Here is a 19300-nt window from a genome sequence, read left to right as displayed (position 1 = left end):
GTCTCAGTCACTATCAATGTTGACTGAACCACCGCTTTCGGGAGCAAGCCCCCTCCCACAGGGTTTTGCGCGCAGCCAGAATTTCTAGCCGGCCGCACCAATCCCGGTATTGGTCCGCACCCGGCCCTCAAGCCTGCGCTTCAACCCGCGGGATTCGATCAACAGCTTCGAACCCTTCGCTGCATTCGCCCGGCCCCACTCTTCCAGCAACTCCAGACACGAATGGTCGATGTAGCTCAAGTTGTTGAGCGGCACATGCACCGTCGTGCCGTGTGGAATCGAGTTCAGCACCTGTGTCAGCGCCGGTACTTTAAGGAATGTCCCCGCGCCGACCAGACGCAATTCCATCTCGCCGTCCTGCGGCAGGTCGATCAGGCTGATCTTCAGGCGCGAGGCCTTGAACGCCAGCTTCACCAAGGTCAGGCCGAAACCGATCAGCACGCCGGTCAGCAGGTCGGTGAAGATGATCGCCAGCGCCGTGGCGGCGTAGGTGAACATCGGCATGCGTCCGTAACGACTCAGGCCGCGGAAGGCTTTCAGGTCGACCAGTTTGAACCCGGTATACACCAGCACACCCGCCAGGCTCGCCACCGGAATGCTTTGCAGCACGCTCGACAGCAACAGCACGAACGCCAGCAGCCACAGGCCATGGAAAATTGTCGAGTAACGCGTGGTCGCACCGGCCTGAACGTTGGCCGAGCTGCGCACGATCACCCCGGTCATCGGCAGCGCACCGACCAGGCCGCAGAGCATGTTGCCGACACCCTGGGCCGACAGTTCGCGGTCGAAATCCGAACGCACGCCGCTGTGCATACGATCCACAGCCGCAGCCGATAACAGGGTTTCGGCGCTGGCAATAAACGCTACGGCAAACGCCGCGATCAGCAGCGTCGGGTCGGCGAGGCTGAGCAAATCGGCCGGTTTCAGCCAATCAATCGCTTCGGCCAGATTCGCCGGGACCTCGACGCGCTTGACCTGCAACGCCAGCATCAGACTGGCTCCCGTCGCCAGGCCTACACCCAGCAACGCGCCGGGAATGAAGCGCAGCTTATGCGGGCGGAATTTTTCCCACAGCCACATCACCGCAATCGTCGACAGACCGAGCAAACCGGCCTGCCAGCCAAATGACGGCAAGGCCTGCGCCACCGCACCTGGGAACGCCGTGAGGTTATCCAGTCCGGAAGGCTTGGGCGAGGCGTCGAGCATCACATGGACTTGGGAAAGCACAATCAACACGCCGATCCCCGCCAGCATGCCGTAGACCACCGCTGGCGCGGTGACCCGGAACCAGCAGCCGAGCTTCAGGCGTCCGGCGACCAGTTGCAGGAAGCCGGCGAGCAGCAAAATCGGCCCGAGCATTTCGATGCCGTGCTGGCGCACCAACTCAAAGACCAACACCGCCAGCCCTGCTGCCGGCCCGCTGACCTGCAGCGGCGAGCCGGCCAGCCAGCCCACCACCAGACCGCCGATGATGCCAGTGATCAAACCCTTGGCCGGCGGCAGCCCCGAGGCAATGGCGATGCCCATGCACAGCGGCAGGGCGACCAGAAACACAACCACGGAAGCGAGCAGCTCCCGTGGCAACACAGCTTTCAATTGAGCCGCACGCATGGCGATTCTCCCGAAGTTTTCTTCAGGCGTGGGGATGCCGGGCCGCTGAGTCAGCGGCCGGCGTCATACCACACAGATTGTTGGGAAGATTTAGAAGCGCGCTTTGGGCGTCGCCACAGGAATCGGATGACTGCCGTCGAGTGGCAGGAAACGTCCCTGGTCCGCGTCGTAAGCTTTGATTTCGCTGGTTTCGATGTTGTAGACCCAGCCATGGATGAACAGATGACCGTTCGCCATGCGTGAGGCTACCGAAGGATGGGTACGCAAGTGCTGCAATTGGGCGATGACGTTTTCCTCGGTGAGGATCGGCATGCTTTCTTTTTCGTCGGCGCAGTGACAGTTGTCGTGCACCATGGTTTTCGCGACTTCGGCGTGGCGCAGCCAGGCTTTGACCGTAGGCATTTTTTCCAGGCTGTCCGGATTGAGTACCGCACGCATCGCACCGCAATCGGAGTGGCCGCAGATGATGATGTGCTGCACGCCCAGCGCCAGGACCGCGTACTCGATGGCGGTGGAAACGCCGCCGTTCATCTGACCGTAAGGCGGTACGACGTTACCGACGTTGCGGGTCACGAACAGGTCGCCCGGCGAGCTCTGGGTGATCAGCTCGGGAACGATGCGCGAGTCGGCGCAGGTGATGAACATGGCCTTGGGTGCCTGGGCGGTGGCGAGCTTTTTGAAGAGTTCTTCCTGTTGCGGAAAAACTTCATGGTGAAAACGCAAAAAGCCGTCAACGATCTGTCGCAGCGCTGCATCGGCGGATTCCGCTTCCGGGGTTTGCCCCGACGCAGCCAACGACTGTTTATCCTTGTCACTCATGATTCATCCTCTTGTGCGGATTCAGGGAGTCTTGCCCCGGTATTCCGGTATGAAGCCAGTGGCTGTTTAAACCATCCGGGTCATCCCGACCCGTCAGTCACTCGATGAACAAGGTAGCCGCCGAAACTTAACTGAAACTGAATCAAACGCTCTAGAACGTGTGTTCCAGGTCACAAAAAACGTGACCGGGCGTTTCGACGGAAGGATTCCAACCCTTCAACCCTGCGTCAATTGTCGCTAAATCAACGACATCTGGCGACCCGGCGGACAGAAGGCTGTGCAATCGAGGTTATAGCCATCACGCTTGTTCAAGCCGAGCTTTTTTATTGCCTTGGCAAAGCGCTGGGCGAGCAGGTCGGCAAATGGCCCTTCACCGCGCATTCGTGCACCGAAACGGCTGTCGTAGAGCTCGCCGCCACGACTCTGGCGAATCAGACTCAGCACATGCGCGGCGCGTTGCGGATAGTGCGCCTGCAACCACTCTTCGAACAGCGGCGCGACTTCCAGCGGCAGGCGCAGCATCATGTAGGCGGCACTCTGCGCGCCCGCCGCGTGGGCCTCGGTCAGCAGGCTTTCGATCTCGCTGTCGTTGATCATCGGGATCATCGGCGAACACAGCACCCCGACGGGAATGCCCGCTTCGCGCATCACCCGGATTGCGCGCAAGCGCGCCTTGGGCGCAGCGGCACGCGGTTCGAGGATGCGCTTGAGCTCGTCGTCCAGGGTGGTCAGGCTGATCATCACCGCCACCAGCCGTTGTTGCGCCAGTTCAGTCAGCAAGTCGAGATCGCGCAGAATCAGCGAGCCCTTGGTGACGATGGTCACCGGGTGGCGATAGCGCAGCAGCACCTCCAGGGTCTGGCGAGTGATTTTGTGCTCGCGCTCGATCGGCTGATAAGGATCGGTGTTGGAGCCCAGATTGATCGGCGCGCATTGATAGCCTTTTTTGCCCAACTGCTCTTCCAGCACTTGGGCCGCGTTGGTTTTGGCGATCAGCTTCGTTTCGAAGTCGAGGCCTGGCGACATGTCCCAATAGGCATGGCTGGGTCGCGCGTAGCAATAGATGCAGCCGTGCTCGCAGCCGCGGTAGGGGTTGATCGAGCGGTCGAAGGGCAGGTCTGGCGAGGTGTTGCGGGTGATGATCGATTTGGCCTTTTCGATGATCACCTCGGTGTTTTGCGTGTCCGGCACTTCCTGATACCAGCCATCGTCCTCGGCCACCGAACGGCTGGGGGCGAAGCGGTTGTGCGGGTTGGTCGCGGTGCCGCGACCACGAAGGGGCGGGGAGATTGACATCGCAGGCATCCTGTTGGCTGTATGTGCATACAGTATCCTGTGCTTCAAATGATAGCTACTGCCGTTGGGCGCTCAGGTCTATCCATAAAATTATTAACGCGAAAGTTGCCAACTATTCCAACTATTATCGCAATCCGAAGACACACCTTTTAAGTATCAGGCGTGCTGTTTATCCCGTTAGTATTCGCCGTGTTGCAACTCTTATAACTCTATTTAAAAGGAATTAATAATGTCCAGCTTCAACCAGCGTGGCATCTTTCTGCAAAAACTCGGCCCAACTCCGGTTGACCCAGACGAAGTACTGGTGTCGATACAATTCGCGCTGAAGCAAGCCGGCTGGGACGCGCGCAATGCGGTTCCGACCGAGTCCCTGCTGGATTCGCGAATTATTATTGCCGCCTCTTATGATGGAGGAACAACTTTCGATGTGCGTAATGACAAGGATATCGATGGCGACGGTGATATTGATGCGGATGACAAGAACAAGTTGCTGGCATTGGCCAAGGCTTACGTCAATATCATGAATCCATGACATTGTTAAATGCTCAAAGTTGAAATTTGAAATGCATGAAAAACTGCCCGCCTTATATAGGCGGGCAGTTTTTTATTTGCTCTGGGTCACTTGACCAAGATCATCGTTGGACGTGCTGCTCATATCGCTGGCGCGTAAATGGCTGACTTCATCAGCGCTTACCGACGCTCCCTTGTTACCCCAGCTGCCCCGAATAAAACTCACCACATCCGCCACTTCCTGGTCCGACAGGCGCCAGGCGAAACCGGGCATGGTGAAGGTCGATGGCGCGGCGTGTGTCGCCGGCAAGGTTCCGCCCTTGAGCACAATGTGGATCAGCGAAGTCGGGTCTTCCGTTTGCAGCACCGGGTTGCCCGCCAACGCCGGGAACACCCGGGTGTAGCCATGGCCGTCGGTGCGATGGCACGCCGCGCAGTTGTCAATGTACACCGAGGCGCCGGGTTGGCTGTCATCCCCGTTCCACAAAGCTTTCGCCGCTTTCGCATCGTACTGATGCGGCTGATCCGCTGGATCACTGGCCGGCAGCGATTTGAGATAGCGAGCAATCGCGGTCAGGTCGGCATCGGTCATGTACTGCATGCTGTGAGTGACCACATCGCTCATGCCGCCGAACACCGCGCTGCGGTCACTGCGTCCGGTTTTGAGAAACTGCACCAGTTGCTCCTCGCTCCAGCTGCCGAGGCCATCCTTGTGATCACCGCGCAGGCTTTTGGCGATCCAGCCTTCGAGCGGCGCACTGCCGGCGAGGAATTCGCTGCCGTCCGCCGCACTCAGGGATTTTTCCTGCATGGTCAGTGCGCGCGGGGTATGGCAGGCGCCGCAATGGCCGAGGCCTTCCACCAGATAAGCACCGCGATTGATCACCGCATCGTCACTTGTCGCCTTGTAGTCCTCGACCTTTGGCGCAAACAGCCAGCGCCAGCCCATCAGCGGCCAGCGCATGCTCAGCGGCCACGGAATGTCGCTGGCCTTGTTGTCCTGCGCCACCGGTTCGACGCCGTGCATGAAATACGCATACAGCGCTTTCATGTCGCCTTCGCTGACACGGGCATAGGACGGATACGGCATCGCCGGGTACAACGTACTACCGTTTTTGGCGACACCATGGCGCACCGCCTGGTCAAAATCCTCGAAGCTGTAATCACCCACCCCGGTTTTATCCGGAGTGATGTTGGTTGAGTAAATCGTGCCGATCGGCGTTTCCATCGGCAGCCCGCCAGCGAACGGTTTGCCGCCCTTGGCCGTATGGCAGGCCACGCAGTCACCGGCGCGGGCCAGGTATTCGCCCTGTTTGATCAGATTCTGATCAGCTTCAGCGGCATGAACGGAGGCGCTGCCGAGCAGGACCAGGGTGGCGATAACGAGGTTTTTCATGGTCATCGCTCCTTAAGCCTGAACCAGCGGGCCGGGGTTTTTCAGGTACTGCTCGCGGATGGCTTTCGCCGACCAATAGGTCAATGCCGCGACCAGACCGGTCGGGTTGTAACCCAGCCCCTGCGGGAACGCCGATGCCCCCGGAACGAACACGTTGTGCACGTCCCAGCTCTGCAGATAGCGGTTCAGCGCGCTGGTCTTCGGATCGGTGCCCATGATCGCGCCACCGTTGAGGTGGGTGGTCTGGTACGACGCGGTGTTGAAATGATCGCCGACTTTCTTGCCAATCACCGCAATGGCTTTCGGGCCCATGGCCTCAGCGATCTTGCCCATTTTTTCGACCATGAAGCGGTTCATCTTGATGTCGTTTTCCTGCCAGTCAAACGTCATCCGCAGCAACGGAAGGCCGTAGGCATCGCGGTACACCGGATCGAGATCGAGGTAGTTGCCACGGTAGGACTGATGCGCGCCGTGGGCGTCCATCGACACCTGATGGGTGTAGTAATCGGCAGTCGCACGTTTCCACGCGCTACCCCAGGCCGGAGTGCCTGGCGGGGTCGACGTACCGGCGATAGGTCGGCTGCCGGCCTGGTTGACCCACATCGGCGAGCCGCCGACGAAGCCGTGCGGGCCGTGGTCGAAGTTGTCGGCGTTGAAGTCGTCCACCGCCACGCCGTTACCGCCGGCGCCGATGAAGTTGTTGGTGTGGGTGTCCTTGTCGAAGAACGCCTTGATGGTCGCCATGTTCTGGTAGGCGAAGTTGCGCCCGACCACGCCTTCGCCGCTGATCGGGTCGTACGGTTTGCCGATGCCGGAGAGCAGCATCAGGCGCACGTTATGCAACTGGAACGCGCCGAGGATGACCAGATCCGCCGGCTGCTCGATCTCGCGGCCCTGGCCGTCGATGTAAGTCACGCCGGTCGCTTTGGTTTTGCTGCTGTCGAGGTTGACCCGCAGCACATGGGAGTTGGGCCGCAGTTCGAAATTCGGCAGGGGCTTGAGCGCCGGCAGAATATTCACGTTCGGCGAGGCCTTCGAATACATGTAGCAGACGTAGCCGCTGCAGAAACCGCAGAAGTTGCACGGGCCCATCTGCGCGCCGTAGGGATTGGTGTACGGCCCGGAAGTATTGGCCGAAGGCAGGTTGTAAGGTTTGTAACCGACTTCTGTAGCCGCTTCGCCGAACAGCTGTGCCGATACCGTGTTCTTCTGTGCTTCAAGCGGGAACGGGTTGGAACGATCCGCCGCGTAAGGATTGCCGCCCTTGCCCTGACCGACCAATTGGCCTTTCACCGTCCAGGCCTGGCCGGAGGTGCCGAAGACTTTTTCGGCGAAGTCGAAGAACGGCTCCAGCTCTTCATAGCTGACGCCGAAGTCCTGGATGGTCATGTCCTTGGGAATAAAGCTTTTGCCGTAGCGTTCTTCGTAATGGCTGCGCATGCGCAACTCGATCGGATCGACGCGAAAGTGCACGCCCGACCAGTGCAATCCGGCACCGCCGACGCCGTTGCCCGGCAGGAACGCGCCCAACTGGCGGTTCGGCAGGGCAATGTCGTTGACGCTGTGGCGGATGGTGACGGTCTCTTTCGAGATGTCCTGAAAGAGTTTTTTCCTCACGCTGTAGGTGAGTTCGTCGATCACCTGCGGATAGTTACCGTCGGGGTAGGTGTCCTGCATCGGCCCGCGCTCCAGCGCCAGCACATTGAGACCCGCTTCGGTCAATTCCTTGGCCATGATCGCGCCGGTCCAGCCGAAACCGACGATGACTGCATCAACCTTCTTCATTACCGTTGCCATCCTTACGCCCTCTCGCCGCGAATCGACACTGCCGGGAAGGGGTATGGCTCGTTGCGTTCCACCCAATCCATGAAATCGGCGCGAGCGCCGGGAAAACCGATCAGGGTCCAGCCGACCATGCCTTTATTGCCACCGTGGATCGGGTCGCAGAAGAAGCCTTCCTTGGTGTTTTGCAGCAGCAGATTGAAGAAAACCTTCGCCGGAACGGCGTCAAACTGTGGTTTTCCGGCTTCGAGTTGCTTGAGCAATTCGTCTCGGGTAGCGCTGTCTTGCTCGGCAAATGTTTTACCGTTGAGGGCTTTTGCCCACTGGTCCGTGGCGGCGATACCCAGGCGATAGATGTCCTTGGGCACCAATTTGCTCTGCCAGCCCATTTCCGGCGCGGCGTCGGCGTTGAACGGGCCTTGCATGTACCAGAGGGCGCCAGCGGCATACGGCGTGTTCATCTGACGATCGATGTATTCCGGCACGCCGGCTTCGAGCGCACCCGGGCCTTGGGCATCGTTGGGGATCAGTTGCGCGACGGCGGCGTTGATGAACGCCCATTCTTCGGCGGTGAAGTAGTTCGGCTGGTAAACCTGCGCATCGGTGGAGGCAGGTTGTGGCGCGGCAGCGGCTGGCGCGCTTTGCGGGGCGGCTTGCAGCACGCTGCTGCCCAGGCCGGTGCTGGCCAGGGTGACCACCGGGATCAGGGTCAGGGATTTGCGTAAAAACTCACGCCGCGGGTTGTCTTGATCTTGATCAGACATGGAAGGGCACCTCATCAGGCAAAAAAGTCAGCCGCTTCTGCGAGCAGCTCGAGGGATTTCGCGTTGCGATGACGGAAGTCTGGCCCGGGAAAAGGCGACACGTCTGCAACATCATGTGACAAATGGTAGCAGGCTAAGCATCAAGAAAAACCGCTTGCGCGGAAAAAAGCCCGCGAACGCAACGGTTCACGATTCTTTGACGGCCCGCTCACGACGCCTTGACCGCCAAACACCGAAGCTGCGATTCCTTCAACGAACATTGCCGAAACGGTCAGCCCAGCATGTCCCAAGTGCGCTTTTTCCCTGTGTTGTGTTTTTCCCTGATTGCCCTGTTGCATGGCATCGCCGCCCGGGCTGCCGACGCGATGCAGTCTCGCCCGGCCGAGTGGGCGCAGCCAGTCGAGGCGCAGTTCAACCTGTTCCGCCTGTCACCGACGCTGTATCGCAGCGCCTTGCCCAGCGCTGGCGCGGTGCCGCTACTGAAAAATCTGCACGTCGTCACGGTGATCAATTTCCTGCCCGAAGCGGACAGCGCCTGGCTGTCGGAGCCTGGCATCAAGCAGGTGCAGTTGCCGTATCGCACCAATCATGTCGATGACAGCGATGTGCTCAAGGTCTTGCGCGCGATTCAATCCGCCGAAGCAGACGGCCCGGTGCTGATGCATTGCAAGCACGGTTCTGATCGCACCGGTCTGATGGCGGCCATGTACCGGTTGGTGGTGCAGGGCTGGACCAAAGAGCAGGCGCTCAAGGAGATGACCGAGGGCGGCTTTGGCGACAGCCAGCACTTTCGCGACAGTGTGCGCTACGTGATGCAAGTCGATGTCGACCGGCTGCGTGAAGCCTGGGTCAATGGCGAATGCAGCACCAGTGCATTCGCCATCTGCTCAATGAAGAGCTGGTTCGACTCGGCTCATGTCCAGCGCTGATCAGTTCGGCAGCCCGGCAAACAGTGCGTCGCTGATCGGTTGGCCAAGGAAGGTTTCCAGCGCAGCGGGCAGTGACTGCGTATCGCCCGAGAGGAGCGTCTCGCGCAGATCCCGGCCCGTTTGCGGATTGAACACGCCCTCGCGCTCGAAGCGTTTGAAGGCTTCGCTGGCCATCACCCCTGACCATTTATAGGCGTACACCGAAGCTTCGTACCCGGTTGCCAGATAATCGAAGCTGTTGGCAAACCGACAGTAATCCGGTATCGCCAACTGGGTGAATTCGCGTTGCACGTCGTCGAATACCTGCTGAATGCTGCGTCCGTCGCCGTGACTGCGGTGCAGTTCGAAATCGTATCGCGCACTCATCAATAACATGGCGGTTTCCCGGCTGCGTTGCGCGTCAAGGGCGGTCAACGCGGTGGCTATCCGGGTTTCGGACAGGCGCTCGGCGGTTTTGTGATGAATGGCCAGCCAGCGCAGAAACTCTGGCGAGTGCGCCCATTGTTCAAACAGCTGCCCGATGAATTCGGCAGCGTCGCGGCTCAGTTGCGAAATACCCGAGAGGTTGTAATGCGGCGAACGGGTAAGGACGTGGTGCAGGCAATGCCCGAACTCGTGCAGCAATACGCGCAGGTCATGGTGCGACAGCAGGTTTTCATGGCCGGCGGCTGCGGCGGTAAAATTGCTCTGAAGCGAGGCAATCGGCAGCGCTGGCCGGCCTTCGGCATTGACTCGCCGGTTGCGCAACACGCCCGTCCAGGCATAGTCATTGCCGGCTGCGCGGCGGAACAGGTCGACATAGACGTAGCCAATCGGTTGGCCATGTTCGCTGACTTCGAACAGGCGGACGTTATCGTCGAAGCGCTCGCTTTGGGTGTCTTCGCTGATTCTGATCCCGAGCAGATGCTCGCTGAATCGGCAAAGGCTGCGCAACGTGGTGTCCAGCGCAAAATATTCGCGCAAGTCATCCAGCTTGCCGTCCACGCGTTGACGACGAAACTGCTCAGCCAGAAAATCCTGATCCCAGGCTTCGACCTGCTCGATGCCCTGCTCCCGAGCGAAAGCCTGCAGCTCCTCGGTTTCAACCGCCAGAGAGGCGGCATTGAGCGCTATTTGTCTGCGCAGAAAAGCGCTGACCTGAGAGGTGTCAGTGGCCAGACGATCAAGCAGGCGCAGTTGGGCGAAATTATCGAAGCCCAGTGTTCGGGCTTTTTCGTGACGCAAGGCCAGCAACACCATCAACACTGGCTCGTTGTCGAGGTGTTCGGCATCAGGCCCCTGATCCGAAGCACGTGTGCAATACGCCCTGTAGCACTCCTCGCGCAGCGCGCGATTTTGCGCCTGAGTCATGATTTGCTGATAGGTGTTCTGCTCCAGTGTCAGTCGCCAGCCGGGAAGTCCTGCCTGTTTTGCATTGGCCGCCAGATGCGCCTGCATGACGGGCGTCAGCCCTGCCAGGAGGGAGACGTCGACAATGTGCTTGCTCCAGGCGCCACTGGCAGCGTTGAGATTGCTCATGAACAGCTTCTGCATGAGGTCGATCTCGGTGTTCAATTGCGCGAGTTTTTCCCGCTGAGCGTCCGGCAGTCCGGTTCCCGCCATTTGGAATTCACGCAGGATCTTCGCCAGCGAGGCTTTGCGTGACGCGCTGAAGCTGGCCGCAATCGAACTGTTTGCCAGCCGTTGGCAGGTCTGGAGCAATGCCGGATTAGTGCTTTTCGCGGCGATGAATTGTTCTGCGACAACGCTGCTCAGGGCGCTCTGCTGTAACCAGTCGGGATCGTCGGAACGGATCACCGTCAGGAATTCGATGACCGCCTGGGTTTCGTGCAGGCGCGCGTCGGCTTCATCGATGGCGATGACCACATCGTCCCAGTTGGGATGCTCCACCTGAGTGGCGATGACGTTTTTGATGATCCGTTGGTTGTCGGCAACGATCGTTTCGATCGCGGGCACCAGGTGCTCGGCGCGCACCGCCGACCAGGGTGGCAGCGTCCAGTGTTGTAGCAGCGGATTGGTGTCAGGCATGGCGTCTTCCATGAGGTATGGCTGGATTGACCAGCCTAATCAGGAAGCGCAGGGACGAGGTGGTAGATAGTTACCACCCCCCATCCGACAATCGGCAGGGGGGCGGTGCCGACTCACTGTGGCTCGTCGGGCTTTTTCTTCAACTTCGGGTTCGGAAAGAACTGCACGGCCTGGACTTTTTTGTCCGGCGCAGGCTTCAAGGCGCTGGTGTTTACTCGCGTGCCCAGCTCTTTAGGCACCGACAGACCTTGTTCGTTGAGCGTGTCGGAATAACCGCAGGCCACGCACTCGCGGTGCGGCACGCCATCCTCGTTCCACATCATCAACTTGTCCGGCTCGCTGCACGCCGGGCAGACCGCCCCGGCGATAAAGCGTTTCTTGGTGATTACAGGCCCCTCGCTCATGCTGCCGCGTCCTCGCTCAGGCCGCTGTGACGCAACAGCGCGTCGATCGACGGCTCACGGCCACGGAAGTCGACGAACAGCACCATCGGTGCCTGCGAGCCGCCGCGGGCCAGAATCGCTTCGCGGAAGGAGCGACCGGTGTCCGCGTTGAGTACGCCGTCCTCTTCGAATTTCGAGAAGGCATCGGCGGACAGTACTTCTGCCCACTTGTAGCTGTAGTAACCCGCCGCATAGCCGCCAGCGAAGATGTGCGCGAAGCTATTGGGGAAGCGGTTGTAAGCCGGTGGTCGCATTACCGAGACCTCGTCGCGCACGCCTTCGAGCACCTGCGCCACGCTGCGGCCATCGCCGTGAGTGGCGTGCAGTTCGAAGTCGAACAGGGAGAACTCCAACTGGCGCACCATCATCAGGCCGGACTGGAAGTTTTTCGCCGCGAGCATTTTTTCCAGCAGGTCCTGAGGCAGCGGTTCGCCGGTTTCATAGTGACCGGAAATCAGCGCCAGGCCTTCCGGCTCCCAACACCAGTTTTCCATGAACTGGCTCGGCAGCTCGACCGCGTCCCAGGCCACGCCATTGATACCCGATACGCCGGCATGATCAACGCGGGTCAGCAGGTGATGCAGGCCATGGCCGAACTCGTGAAACAGGGTGGTGACTTCATCGTGGGTCAGCAGCGCCGGTTTGCCGCTGTCAGCCGGGGTGAAGTTGCAGACCAGATTGGCTACCGGGCTTTGCAGCACGCCGTCAACAGTCCGGCGACGGTCGCGGGCGCCGTCCATCCACGCACCGCCACGCTTGTTGGCGCGGGCGTAGAGGTCGAAGAAGAAGCGGCCGACGTGCTGGCCGTTTTCCTTGATCTCGAACAGGCGCACGTCCGGGTGCCAGGTGTCGAAGCCTTTGAGTTCGGCGATTTCAATGCCGTACAGACGCTGGACGATGGCAAACAGACCGCCCAGCACCTTATCGATCGGGAAGTAGGCGCGCAGGGTTTCCTGGGCAACGCTGTAGCGTTGTTCACGCAGCTTCTCGCCATAGAAACCGCTGTCCCAGCTTTGCAGATCGCTGCAACCCTGTTCGGCGGCATAGGCGCGCAGCTGTTGCAGGTCCTGTTCGGCGAACGGTTTGCTGCGCTGGGCCAGATCGCGCAGGAAACTCAGTACCTGATCGCTGGACTCAGCCATTTTGGTGGCCAGGCTCAGCTCGGCGAAGCTGGCGAAACCCAGCAGGCCGGCCAATTCCTGGCGCAGGTCGAGGATCTCTTCCATCACCGGACCGTTGTCATTCTGACCGGCGTTCGGGCCTTGATCCGAGGCGCGGGTGCAATAGGCAGCGTAGACTTCCTCACGCAGCGCACGGTCTTGCGCGTAAGTCATCACGGCGTAGTAACTAGGGAATTCGAGGGTGATCAGCCAGCCGGCGAGGCCCTTGGCTTGAGCGGCAGCGGCCATTTGCGCCTTGGCCGAATCGGTCAGGCCGGCGAGGGCGGCTTCGTCAGTGACGTGTTTGGTCCACGCCTGGGTGGCGTCGAGCAACTGGTTGGAGAAGCGGCTGCCCAGCTCGGAGAGTTTGCTCTGCACCTCGGCGTAGCGCTTCTGTTGCGCTTCCGGCAGATCAATACCCGACAGGCGGAAATCGCGCAGGGCGTGTTCCAGAATGGTTTTTTGCGCCACGTCGAAGCCCGCAGCTTCCGGGCTGTTGGCCAGGGCTTCATAGGCCTGGAACAGCTCCCGATTCTGGCCCATTTCGGTGGAATAAGCGCTCAGGGCCGGCAGGCACGACTCATAGGCTTCACGCAGTTCGGCGCTGTTGCACACGGCGTTAAGATGGCTGACCGGGCTCCACGCTGCACCGAGGCGGTCGTTGAGTTCGTCCATCGCCAGCACCAGACCCGCCCAGGTCGGGTTCTGGCCCTGGGTCTTGAGGATGTCGGCGATCGCAGCGCGGTTGTCGGCCAGAATGGTTTCGATGGCCGGCAGGACATGTTCGGCACGGATCGTGGAGAACGGTGGCAGGTCGTAGGACTGCAGCAGAGGGTTGTTCACGCTCACGGTTGGCACCTTGGCTGGAAGAAACATGCGCCCATCTTAATTACAATCGACACTCACCGCAGCTATCGGCGACAGAGAGAGAACTAATCGTGTCCCTTCGCAAATACCAGAATCACACCCCGCAGTTGAGCAAAGGCGCGTTTGTCGACGGCTCCGCGGTGGTGATCGGCGACGTCGAAATCGGCGAAGACAGCTCCGTCTGGCCATTGACGGTGATCCGCGGCGACATGCACCGGATCCGTATCGGCGCGCGCACCAGCGTCCAGGATGGCTGTGTGTTGCACATCACCCATGCCGGCCCATTCAACCCGGACGGCTTCCCTTTATTGATCGGCGATGACGTGACGATTGCCCACAAAGTCATGCTGCACGGCTGCACAGTCGGTAGCCGCGTGCTGATCGGCATGGGCAGCATCGTCATGGATGGTGCGGTGGTTGAGGACGACGTGATCATTGGCGCCGGCAGCCTGGTGCCGCCGGGCAAACGCCTGCAAAGCGGGTTCCTCTACGTGGGTAGCCCGGTGAAACAGGTGCGGCCCTTGAGCGAAAAGGAAAACGCCTTCTTCACCTACAGCGCGGCGAACTATGTGAAGCTCAAGGACCTGCATCTGGCCGAAGGCTACGACACACTCTGAATCGATTCGCCACCGCCCAGGAATTCCCATGCATCATCAAACCGTACTGTTCGACCTCGATGGCACCCTGACTGACCCGCGTGAGGGCATCACCCGTTCCATTCAGTTTGCCCTCGCCAGGCTCGGCATCGATGAACCCGACCTGAGCAAACTGGAACATTTCATCGGCCCGCCGCTGCTGCAAGCGTTCATGCAGTTCTACGATTTCGACGAGGCCAAGGCCTGGGACGCGGTGAATTTCTATCGTGAGCGCTTCAGAGTCACCGGTCTCTACGAGAACCGCGTGTTCGACGGGGTGACGCCGCTACTGGAAACGCTTAGCGGCCAGGGACGCCAGTTGTACATCGCGACGTCCAAGCCGTGGGTGTTTGCCCGTGAGATCGCGCGGCATTTTGATTTCGCCCGGCATTTCAAAGTGATTTACGGCAGCGAACTGGATGGCACGCGGACCGACAAGGTCGAGCTGATTGCACACTTGCTCGCCGAAGAAGGGCTGGATCCGACGCAGACCCTGATGATTGGCGATCGTAAACACGACCTGATCGGGGCGCGCAGCAATGGCCTGGCGGCGGTGGCGGTGGGCTATGGGTTTGGTAGTTTCGAGGAGTTGACGGCCGAGGCACCGGTTTATCACTTCCAGACACTGGCCGAGTTGCATCAGGCGTTTTTGCAGCGCTGATGAAACAGCTTTCGCGAGCAGGCTCACTCCTACAGTTGGAATGCATTCCCCCCTGTAGGAGTGAGCCTGCTCGCGATGAGGTCCTCACAACCACCTCAGCTATCTGGATCTGCCAGTCCTTTCAAAGCCGCCTTGCGCTCACCAACCGGCAACTTCCCTAACCGCTCGACCTCGGCATAAAACCTCAACCAATCCCCTCCTGCCTGCCTGAACAACGCGGCAAACGCCGGGACCCACTGGTCGTACAGCCCGAACGGCAACAACCGTGCGTTATTCAGCGGCGCATTGACCCAGGCGTCATAGCGCTTGTCCCCGGCCCATTGGCTGTCCCTCATGGCCCGATAATCGCGGCGCAAGCGTTCGAATTCCGCGGCTTTGCGCTCGCGCATCTGCTCGGCCGCCAATGGCTGCGCGTACAGCTTCTCCAGCCGTGAACGCGTGTCGAGTATCAGCCCGATGAACTGGTCACGCTGCTTGAGCCTGGCGTCCGACTCCGCTGGCAGCCCGCGAAACGCGCGCCATTGCCGCGTGCCTTCTTGCTCGACAAACGTGGCAAAGGACTCGTTGAACTCGGTGTCGTCCTTCACATAGAAACGCTGATGGGCCAGTTCATGAAAGATCAGCGTGGCCAGACGTTCATCGCCCCAGCCCATCATGGAATTGGGAATCGGGTCGTTGAACCAGCCCAGCGTCGAGTAAGCCTCGACGCCGCCAATCGCCACGTCCATGCCTTGCAGGCGCTGGATTGCCGCTTCGCCCCGCGCGGCGCTCTGGCTGTAATAGCCGCGATAGGCAACGCAGCCGGCAATCGGGAAGCAGTGATTTTGCGGGGTCAGGGAAAACTCTGCTGTGGCGAACACGTTCCACACCACGAACGGGCGCCCAACGTCGGCGTACAGGCGATAGCTCTGGTTGTCGGGCAGGTGCAGGTGTTCGCTGGCGAAGGCGCGCGCCTTCTGCGACTGGGCCAGGTGGACCCGCAGAGTTGCGTCACGGCTTGGGTCGGCGATGACCTTTTCCACAGGTTCGCGCGCGCGCAGCAATTGCAGTTGTCCGCTGGCCAACTGGCCGTAATAGCTGACGCTGGCGCAACCGTTGAGCAACAAAAACAACACACCCGGAAACAAAAACGCAAAAACGCGATCAAGTAACCCAAGGCTTGAAAACGGCCTGATCACAATAAGAAATCCCCCGGAGAGTCTGCACGCAAGACTATCCCGCCTTTAGGAGCACCGCTATGCGCATGTTAGTGCTGACAGGAAGCCTGCTGATGCTGGCCGGTTGTGCCAATTTTGGCATGCCCGATCCGGACCCTTCGCAAGCCTGGATCGATCTCGATGCCCGGCAACCGGACACTGCGCTGCAAGCGCTGCAAGTCGATGCCAGACAGGCCATCGACAAACGTTATTTCGAAGTACAGCCCGGCAGTCATGAGTTGAAGGTGCGTTATCAATTCCCGGTGGAGGCGACCAACATAGGCCCCGATGCCGAAACGTTGTGGCGCGATTGTCAGTTGAGCGTGAAATTCAAGGAGTTCAACGCCGGCCAGCGTTATCAACTGCAGGCTGGCAGCATCGGCTTCCGGCCATGGGCCAAGCTCTACGATGAACAGCGCAAAGTCGTCGGTCAGGGCACGCCGGCGGGCTGCCAGAGCAGCTGATCGGCGCTATGCTGGTGATTCAGAACTGTGGATATCCGTCATGCGTAGGTTGCCGCTGTTGCTCATCGCCAGTCTTGTCGCCGGTTGTCAGGCGCCGTTACCGGCCGTCGACCCGCAAATGGCCTGGGTCGAATTCTCGACGCCAAGCCCCGGCGGCAAGCTGTTGATGGCCGAACGTCTCGACAACCAGCGATTGCGCGACGGCCGTTTTTTTCAGGTAACGCCCGGTAGCCATGAGTTGCGGGTGCGTTTCGACTTCGAAGTGTTTGGCGGCGGTGGCAGTCTGATGACCGGCCCGGTAGAGCGTCTGTGTTACCTGACGATCCGTTACGACCACTTCGAGGCCGGTCAGCGTTATCTGCTGGAAGGGCGCTCGTTGGCGTTCACCCCAAGCGCACGCTTGTACAACGCCAAGCGCGAGATCGTTGCTGAAGACCGGGAATTCAACTGCATCATCTAGCGGTTCAGTTGCCGTTTTTCTGGTAGATGATTCGCTTTGTGCCATTTTCACACGAACCGACGATCATGGCCTCGTCGTGCTGTTTCGCTTCCTCAGCGGTGATGATTTCCAAGGTATACGACGGAATGGCTTTCGCCTGAATCTTGATTTCGATTTCTTTTCTGAGCTCTTCGCAGTCCTTGGGGGCTGCGATAGCGGACATGGCCAGTGCACTGCAGAGAATCGCCAAGCCAATACGTTTCATCAGTGAAGCTCCTTGAGGCAGCGCGCACGGGCGTGCGCTGAAGCTGCTGTCGATTATTCGACCACATTTTCATCGAGCGGGTTCTGACTTTGCTCACACCTTGAGATGTGCGTGATGTTCAGATTGCTATCGCGAGCAGGCTCACTCCTACAGGGGACCGCATTTATCCAGTTGGAATGCGATCCCCTGTAGGAGTGAGCCTGCTCGCGATAGCGTCAGACCAGCAAACGCCAAATCAGCTGACCAGCGAAGCCTCCAGCGTAATCTTCGCATTCAATACCTTGGAAACCGGGCACCCTTCCTTGGCCTTGTTGCTCAACTCCTCAAACTGCTGCTGAGTCGCGCCCGGGATCTTCGCCTTGAGAATCAGCTTCACTGCGGTGATCGCGAAGCCGCCATCGACCTGATCGAGGGTCACTTCAGCGTTGGTGTCGATGCTGTCCGCCTTCAGGCCGGCATCGCCAAGAATCATCGAAAACGCCATGGAGAAGCAGCCGGCGTGGGCCGCGCCGATGAGTTCTTCGGGGTTGGTGCCCTTGCCGCCTTCAAAGCGTGCCTTGAAACCGTAGGGGGCTTCTCTGAGGACGCCGGTTTCGGTGGAAATCGAGCCGAGACCGGTTTTCAGGTCGCCTTCCCAATGCGCGGATGCCTTTTTCACGATAGCCATGTCTGCCTCCTAAATGTGGCGCGCAACGCCGCGCCGTCGTGGTTGTTGCCTGCAAGGCTTCTGAGGATAGACGGCGGAACAAAGTTCAGCCTGGCTGAATCGTTGACTTTTTTAGTAGGAAATTTCTTCGCTGCTATTGAATCTCGGGTATATGCCCTTATTGCACAAAACACGCTTATGGATCTGGCAGGTTTTCGTTCGCAAGAAAAGCCTGCCTCCTCACCCGGAGATGCAGGCTTATGAAACAACTGTCCGACGTAAAATTTTCTACCCTCGATCTGGTGCCGGTGCGCGAGAACGGCAGCCCGGCGCAGTCACTGCGCAATTCGCTGGACCTGGCACAGCATGTCGAGAAACTCGGTTACACCCGATTCTGGGTCGCTGAACACCACAACATGGACGGCATCGCCAGTTCGGCGACATCTGTACTGCTGGGTTATCTGGCAGGCGGCACCTCGTCGATTCGGGTCGGCTCCGGCGGCGTCATGCTGCCCAACCATGCGCCGTTGGTGATTGCCGAGCAGTTCGGCACCCTGGAAAGCCTGTACCCGGGACGGATTGATCTGGGCTTGGGCCGCGCGCCCGGCTCCGACCAGATGACCGCCCGCGCCTTGCGCCGCGAACGCTCCGGCAGCGCTGACGATTTTCCTGAAGATGTCGCGGAACTGGTGCGTTATCTCGGCCCGCGCACCCCGGATCAGCGCGTGATCGCAATGCCCGGCACTGGCACCAACGTGCCGATCTGGCTGCTCGGTTCCAGCCTGTTCAGTGCCCAGCTGGCGGGCGAGCGTGGTCTGCCTTACGCCTTCGCTTCGCACTTCGCGCCACGCTTCATGCACGAGGCGATCCGCGTCTATCGCAACCACTTCAAGCCGTCGGCGGTACTCGACAAGCCCTACGTGATGCTGGGTGTGCCGCTGGTAGCAGCGGATACCGACGAACAGGCCGATTACCTGGCGACGTCGGTGTATCAGCGCATCCTCGCGTTGATGCGTGGGCAGAGCCTGGTGCAGCGCCCACCGGTGAAAACCATGGACGGCCTGTGGTTGCCCCACGAACGTGAAGCCGTCGGTGATTTCCTCGGCCTGGCAATGGTCGGCGGCCCGCAGAAGATCCGCGCCAAGCTGGAGGTGCTGATTGAGCAGACCCAGGCTGACGAGCTGATTTTTACCTGTGATCTGTATGAGCATGCCGACCGCCTGCACTCCTACGAGCTGCTGGCGCAGGTCATGAAGGGTTAATGCGTTCTCCTGTAGGAGTGAGCCTGCTCGCGATAGCGGTGTAATAGTCACAAATGCTGCGACTGAAAAAATGCCATCGCGAGCAGGCTCACTCCTACAAAGAAAAATCATGTGCACAAAAAAGCCG

Annotated in this window: 19 protein-coding genes; 7 read left to right on the top strand and 12 right to left on the bottom strand. The window is 59.8% G+C overall.

All coding sequences use genetic code 11. The annotated features are described in order from the left end of the window. Positions 1-84: 84 nt before the first annotated feature. The 3 genes from HU743_RS21080 to HU743_RS21070 all read right to left on the bottom strand — a co-directional run bounded on the left by HU743_RS21080 (position 85) and on the right by HU743_RS21070 (position 3726). Complete coding sequence (locus tag HU743_RS21080; RefSeq protein ID WP_186546301.1) at positions 85-1611, bottom strand: SulP family inorganic anion transporter; 1527 nt, start codon at positions 1609-1611, stop codon at positions 85-87. A 90-nt stretch (positions 1612-1701) separates the two neighbouring features. Then, a complete protein-coding gene (locus HU743_RS21075) occupies positions 1702-2430 on the bottom strand; it encodes a carbonic anhydrase (protein ID WP_186546302.1) in 729 nt (242 codons plus the stop codon). Between the two features lie 237 nt (positions 2431-2667). Next, positions 2668-3726: a PA0069 family radical SAM protein gene (locus HU743_RS21070; protein ID WP_186546303.1), complete on the bottom strand. Its 1059-nt coding sequence runs from the start codon at positions 3724-3726 to the stop codon at positions 2668-2670. 229 nt (positions 3727-3955) lie between these two features. Between HU743_RS21070 and HU743_RS21065 the strand changes: the two genes are divergently transcribed. Continuing rightward, a complete protein-coding gene (locus HU743_RS21065; protein ID WP_186650999.1) occupies positions 3956-4258 on the top strand; it encodes a hypothetical protein in 303 nt (100 codons plus the stop codon). Positions 4259-4330: 72 nt separating this feature from the next. On the opposite strand, the gene HU743_RS21060 is transcribed toward HU743_RS21065, so the two are convergent. The 3 genes from HU743_RS21060 to HU743_RS21050 are packed head-to-tail and all read right to left on the bottom strand — an operon-like array spanning position 4331 to position 8178. Next, complete coding sequence (locus HU743_RS21060) at positions 4331-5632, bottom strand: cytochrome c (RefSeq protein WP_186650997.1); 1302 nt, start codon at positions 5630-5632, stop codon at positions 4331-4333. Positions 5633-5644: 12 nt separating this feature from the next. After that, on the bottom strand, positions 5645-7429 hold the full coding sequence (locus HU743_RS21055; RefSeq protein ID WP_186650995.1) for a GMC family oxidoreductase: 1785 nt from the start codon (positions 7427-7429) through the stop codon (positions 5645-5647). Between the two features lie 2 nt (positions 7430-7431). Next, on the bottom strand, positions 7432-8178 hold the full coding sequence (locus HU743_RS21050; protein WP_186650993.1) for a gluconate 2-dehydrogenase subunit 3 family protein: 747 nt from the start codon (positions 8176-8178) through the stop codon (positions 7432-7434). A gap of 281 nt (positions 8179-8459) precedes the next feature. On the opposite strand from HU743_RS21050, the gene HU743_RS21045 reads away from it, so the two are divergent. After that, on the top strand, positions 8460-9107 hold the full coding sequence (locus HU743_RS21045) for a tyrosine-protein phosphatase (protein WP_186650991.1): 648 nt from the start codon (positions 8460-8462) through the stop codon (positions 9105-9107). Here the strand turns inward: HU743_RS21045 and HU743_RS21040 are convergent, their stop codons facing one another. From HU743_RS21040 to prlC, 3 genes are all read right to left on the bottom strand, one after another. Continuing rightward, positions 9108-11135 (bottom strand): M3 family metallopeptidase, encoded by a 2028-nt coding sequence (locus HU743_RS21040; protein ID WP_186650989.1) that lies wholly within the window; start codon positions 11133-11135, stop codon positions 9108-9110. It abuts the gene before it with no gap. A gap of 113 nt (positions 11136-11248) precedes the next feature. After that, a complete protein-coding gene (locus HU743_RS21035; protein WP_186546310.1) occupies positions 11249-11539 on the bottom strand; it encodes a YheV family putative zinc ribbon protein in 291 nt (96 codons plus the stop codon). Further along, positions 11536-13614: an oligopeptidase A gene (prlC, locus tag HU743_RS21030; RefSeq protein WP_186650988.1), complete on the bottom strand. Its 2079-nt coding sequence runs from the start codon at positions 13612-13614 to the stop codon at positions 11536-11538. Before prlC ends, HU743_RS21035 begins: the two co-directional genes overlap by 4 nt. Positions 13615-13676: 62 nt before the next feature. Between prlC and HU743_RS21025 the strand changes: the two genes are divergently transcribed. Next, on the top strand, positions 13677-14222 hold the full coding sequence (locus HU743_RS21025) for a gamma carbonic anhydrase family protein (RefSeq protein ID WP_186618911.1): 546 nt from the start codon (positions 13677-13679) through the stop codon (positions 14220-14222). A 28-nt stretch (positions 14223-14250) separates the two neighbouring features. Beyond that, positions 14251-14901 (top strand): HAD family hydrolase, encoded by a 651-nt coding sequence (locus tag HU743_RS21020; RefSeq protein WP_186650986.1) that lies wholly within the window; start codon positions 14251-14253, stop codon positions 14899-14901. A gap of 95 nt (positions 14902-14996) precedes the next feature. Here the strand turns inward: HU743_RS21020 and HU743_RS21015 are convergent, their stop codons facing one another. Then, the gene (locus HU743_RS21015; RefSeq protein ID WP_186650984.1) at positions 14997-16079 is read right to left on the bottom strand and encodes an aminopeptidase; all 1083 of its coding nucleotides are present in this window, start codon (positions 16077-16079) and stop codon (positions 14997-14999) included. 59 nt (positions 16080-16138) lie between these two features. Here HU743_RS21015 and HU743_RS21010 point away from each other — a divergent pair, with 59 nt between their 5' ends. Further along, positions 16139-16561: a hypothetical protein gene (locus HU743_RS21010; protein WP_186650982.1), complete on the top strand. Its 423-nt coding sequence runs from the start codon at positions 16139-16141 to the stop codon at positions 16559-16561. Positions 16562-16601: 40 nt separating this feature from the next. Next, complete coding sequence (locus HU743_RS21005; RefSeq protein WP_186618914.1) at positions 16602-17021, top strand: hypothetical protein; 420 nt, start codon at positions 16602-16604, stop codon at positions 17019-17021. Between the two features lie 4 nt (positions 17022-17025). On the opposite strand, the gene HU743_RS21000 is transcribed toward HU743_RS21005, so the two are convergent. Together HU743_RS21000 and HU743_RS20995 are read right to left on the bottom strand one after the other, a co-directional pair. Beyond that, positions 17026-17265: a DUF1161 domain-containing protein gene (locus HU743_RS21000; RefSeq protein WP_186618915.1), complete on the bottom strand. Its 240-nt coding sequence runs from the start codon at positions 17263-17265 to the stop codon at positions 17026-17028. 235 nt (positions 17266-17500) lie between these two features. After that, positions 17501-17932 (bottom strand): OsmC family protein, encoded by a 432-nt coding sequence (locus HU743_RS20995; protein WP_016772308.1) that lies wholly within the window; start codon positions 17930-17932, stop codon positions 17501-17503. A 239-nt stretch (positions 17933-18171) separates the two neighbouring features. Here HU743_RS20995 and HU743_RS20990 point away from each other — a divergent pair, with 239 nt between their 5' ends. Beyond that, the gene (locus HU743_RS20990; RefSeq protein WP_186650980.1) at positions 18172-19173 is read left to right on the top strand and encodes an LLM class flavin-dependent oxidoreductase; all 1002 of its coding nucleotides are present in this window, start codon (positions 18172-18174) and stop codon (positions 19171-19173) included. Positions 19174-19300 lie beyond the last annotated feature (127 nt).

Origin of the sequence: Pseudomonas sp. SWRI99 (assembly GCF_014270125.1) — a bacterium.
Taxonomy (GTDB): Bacteria; Pseudomonadota; Gammaproteobacteria; order Pseudomonadales; family Pseudomonadaceae; genus Aquipseudomonas; species Aquipseudomonas hamedanensis.
This window is presented reverse-complemented; position numbering and strand designations above follow the sequence as displayed.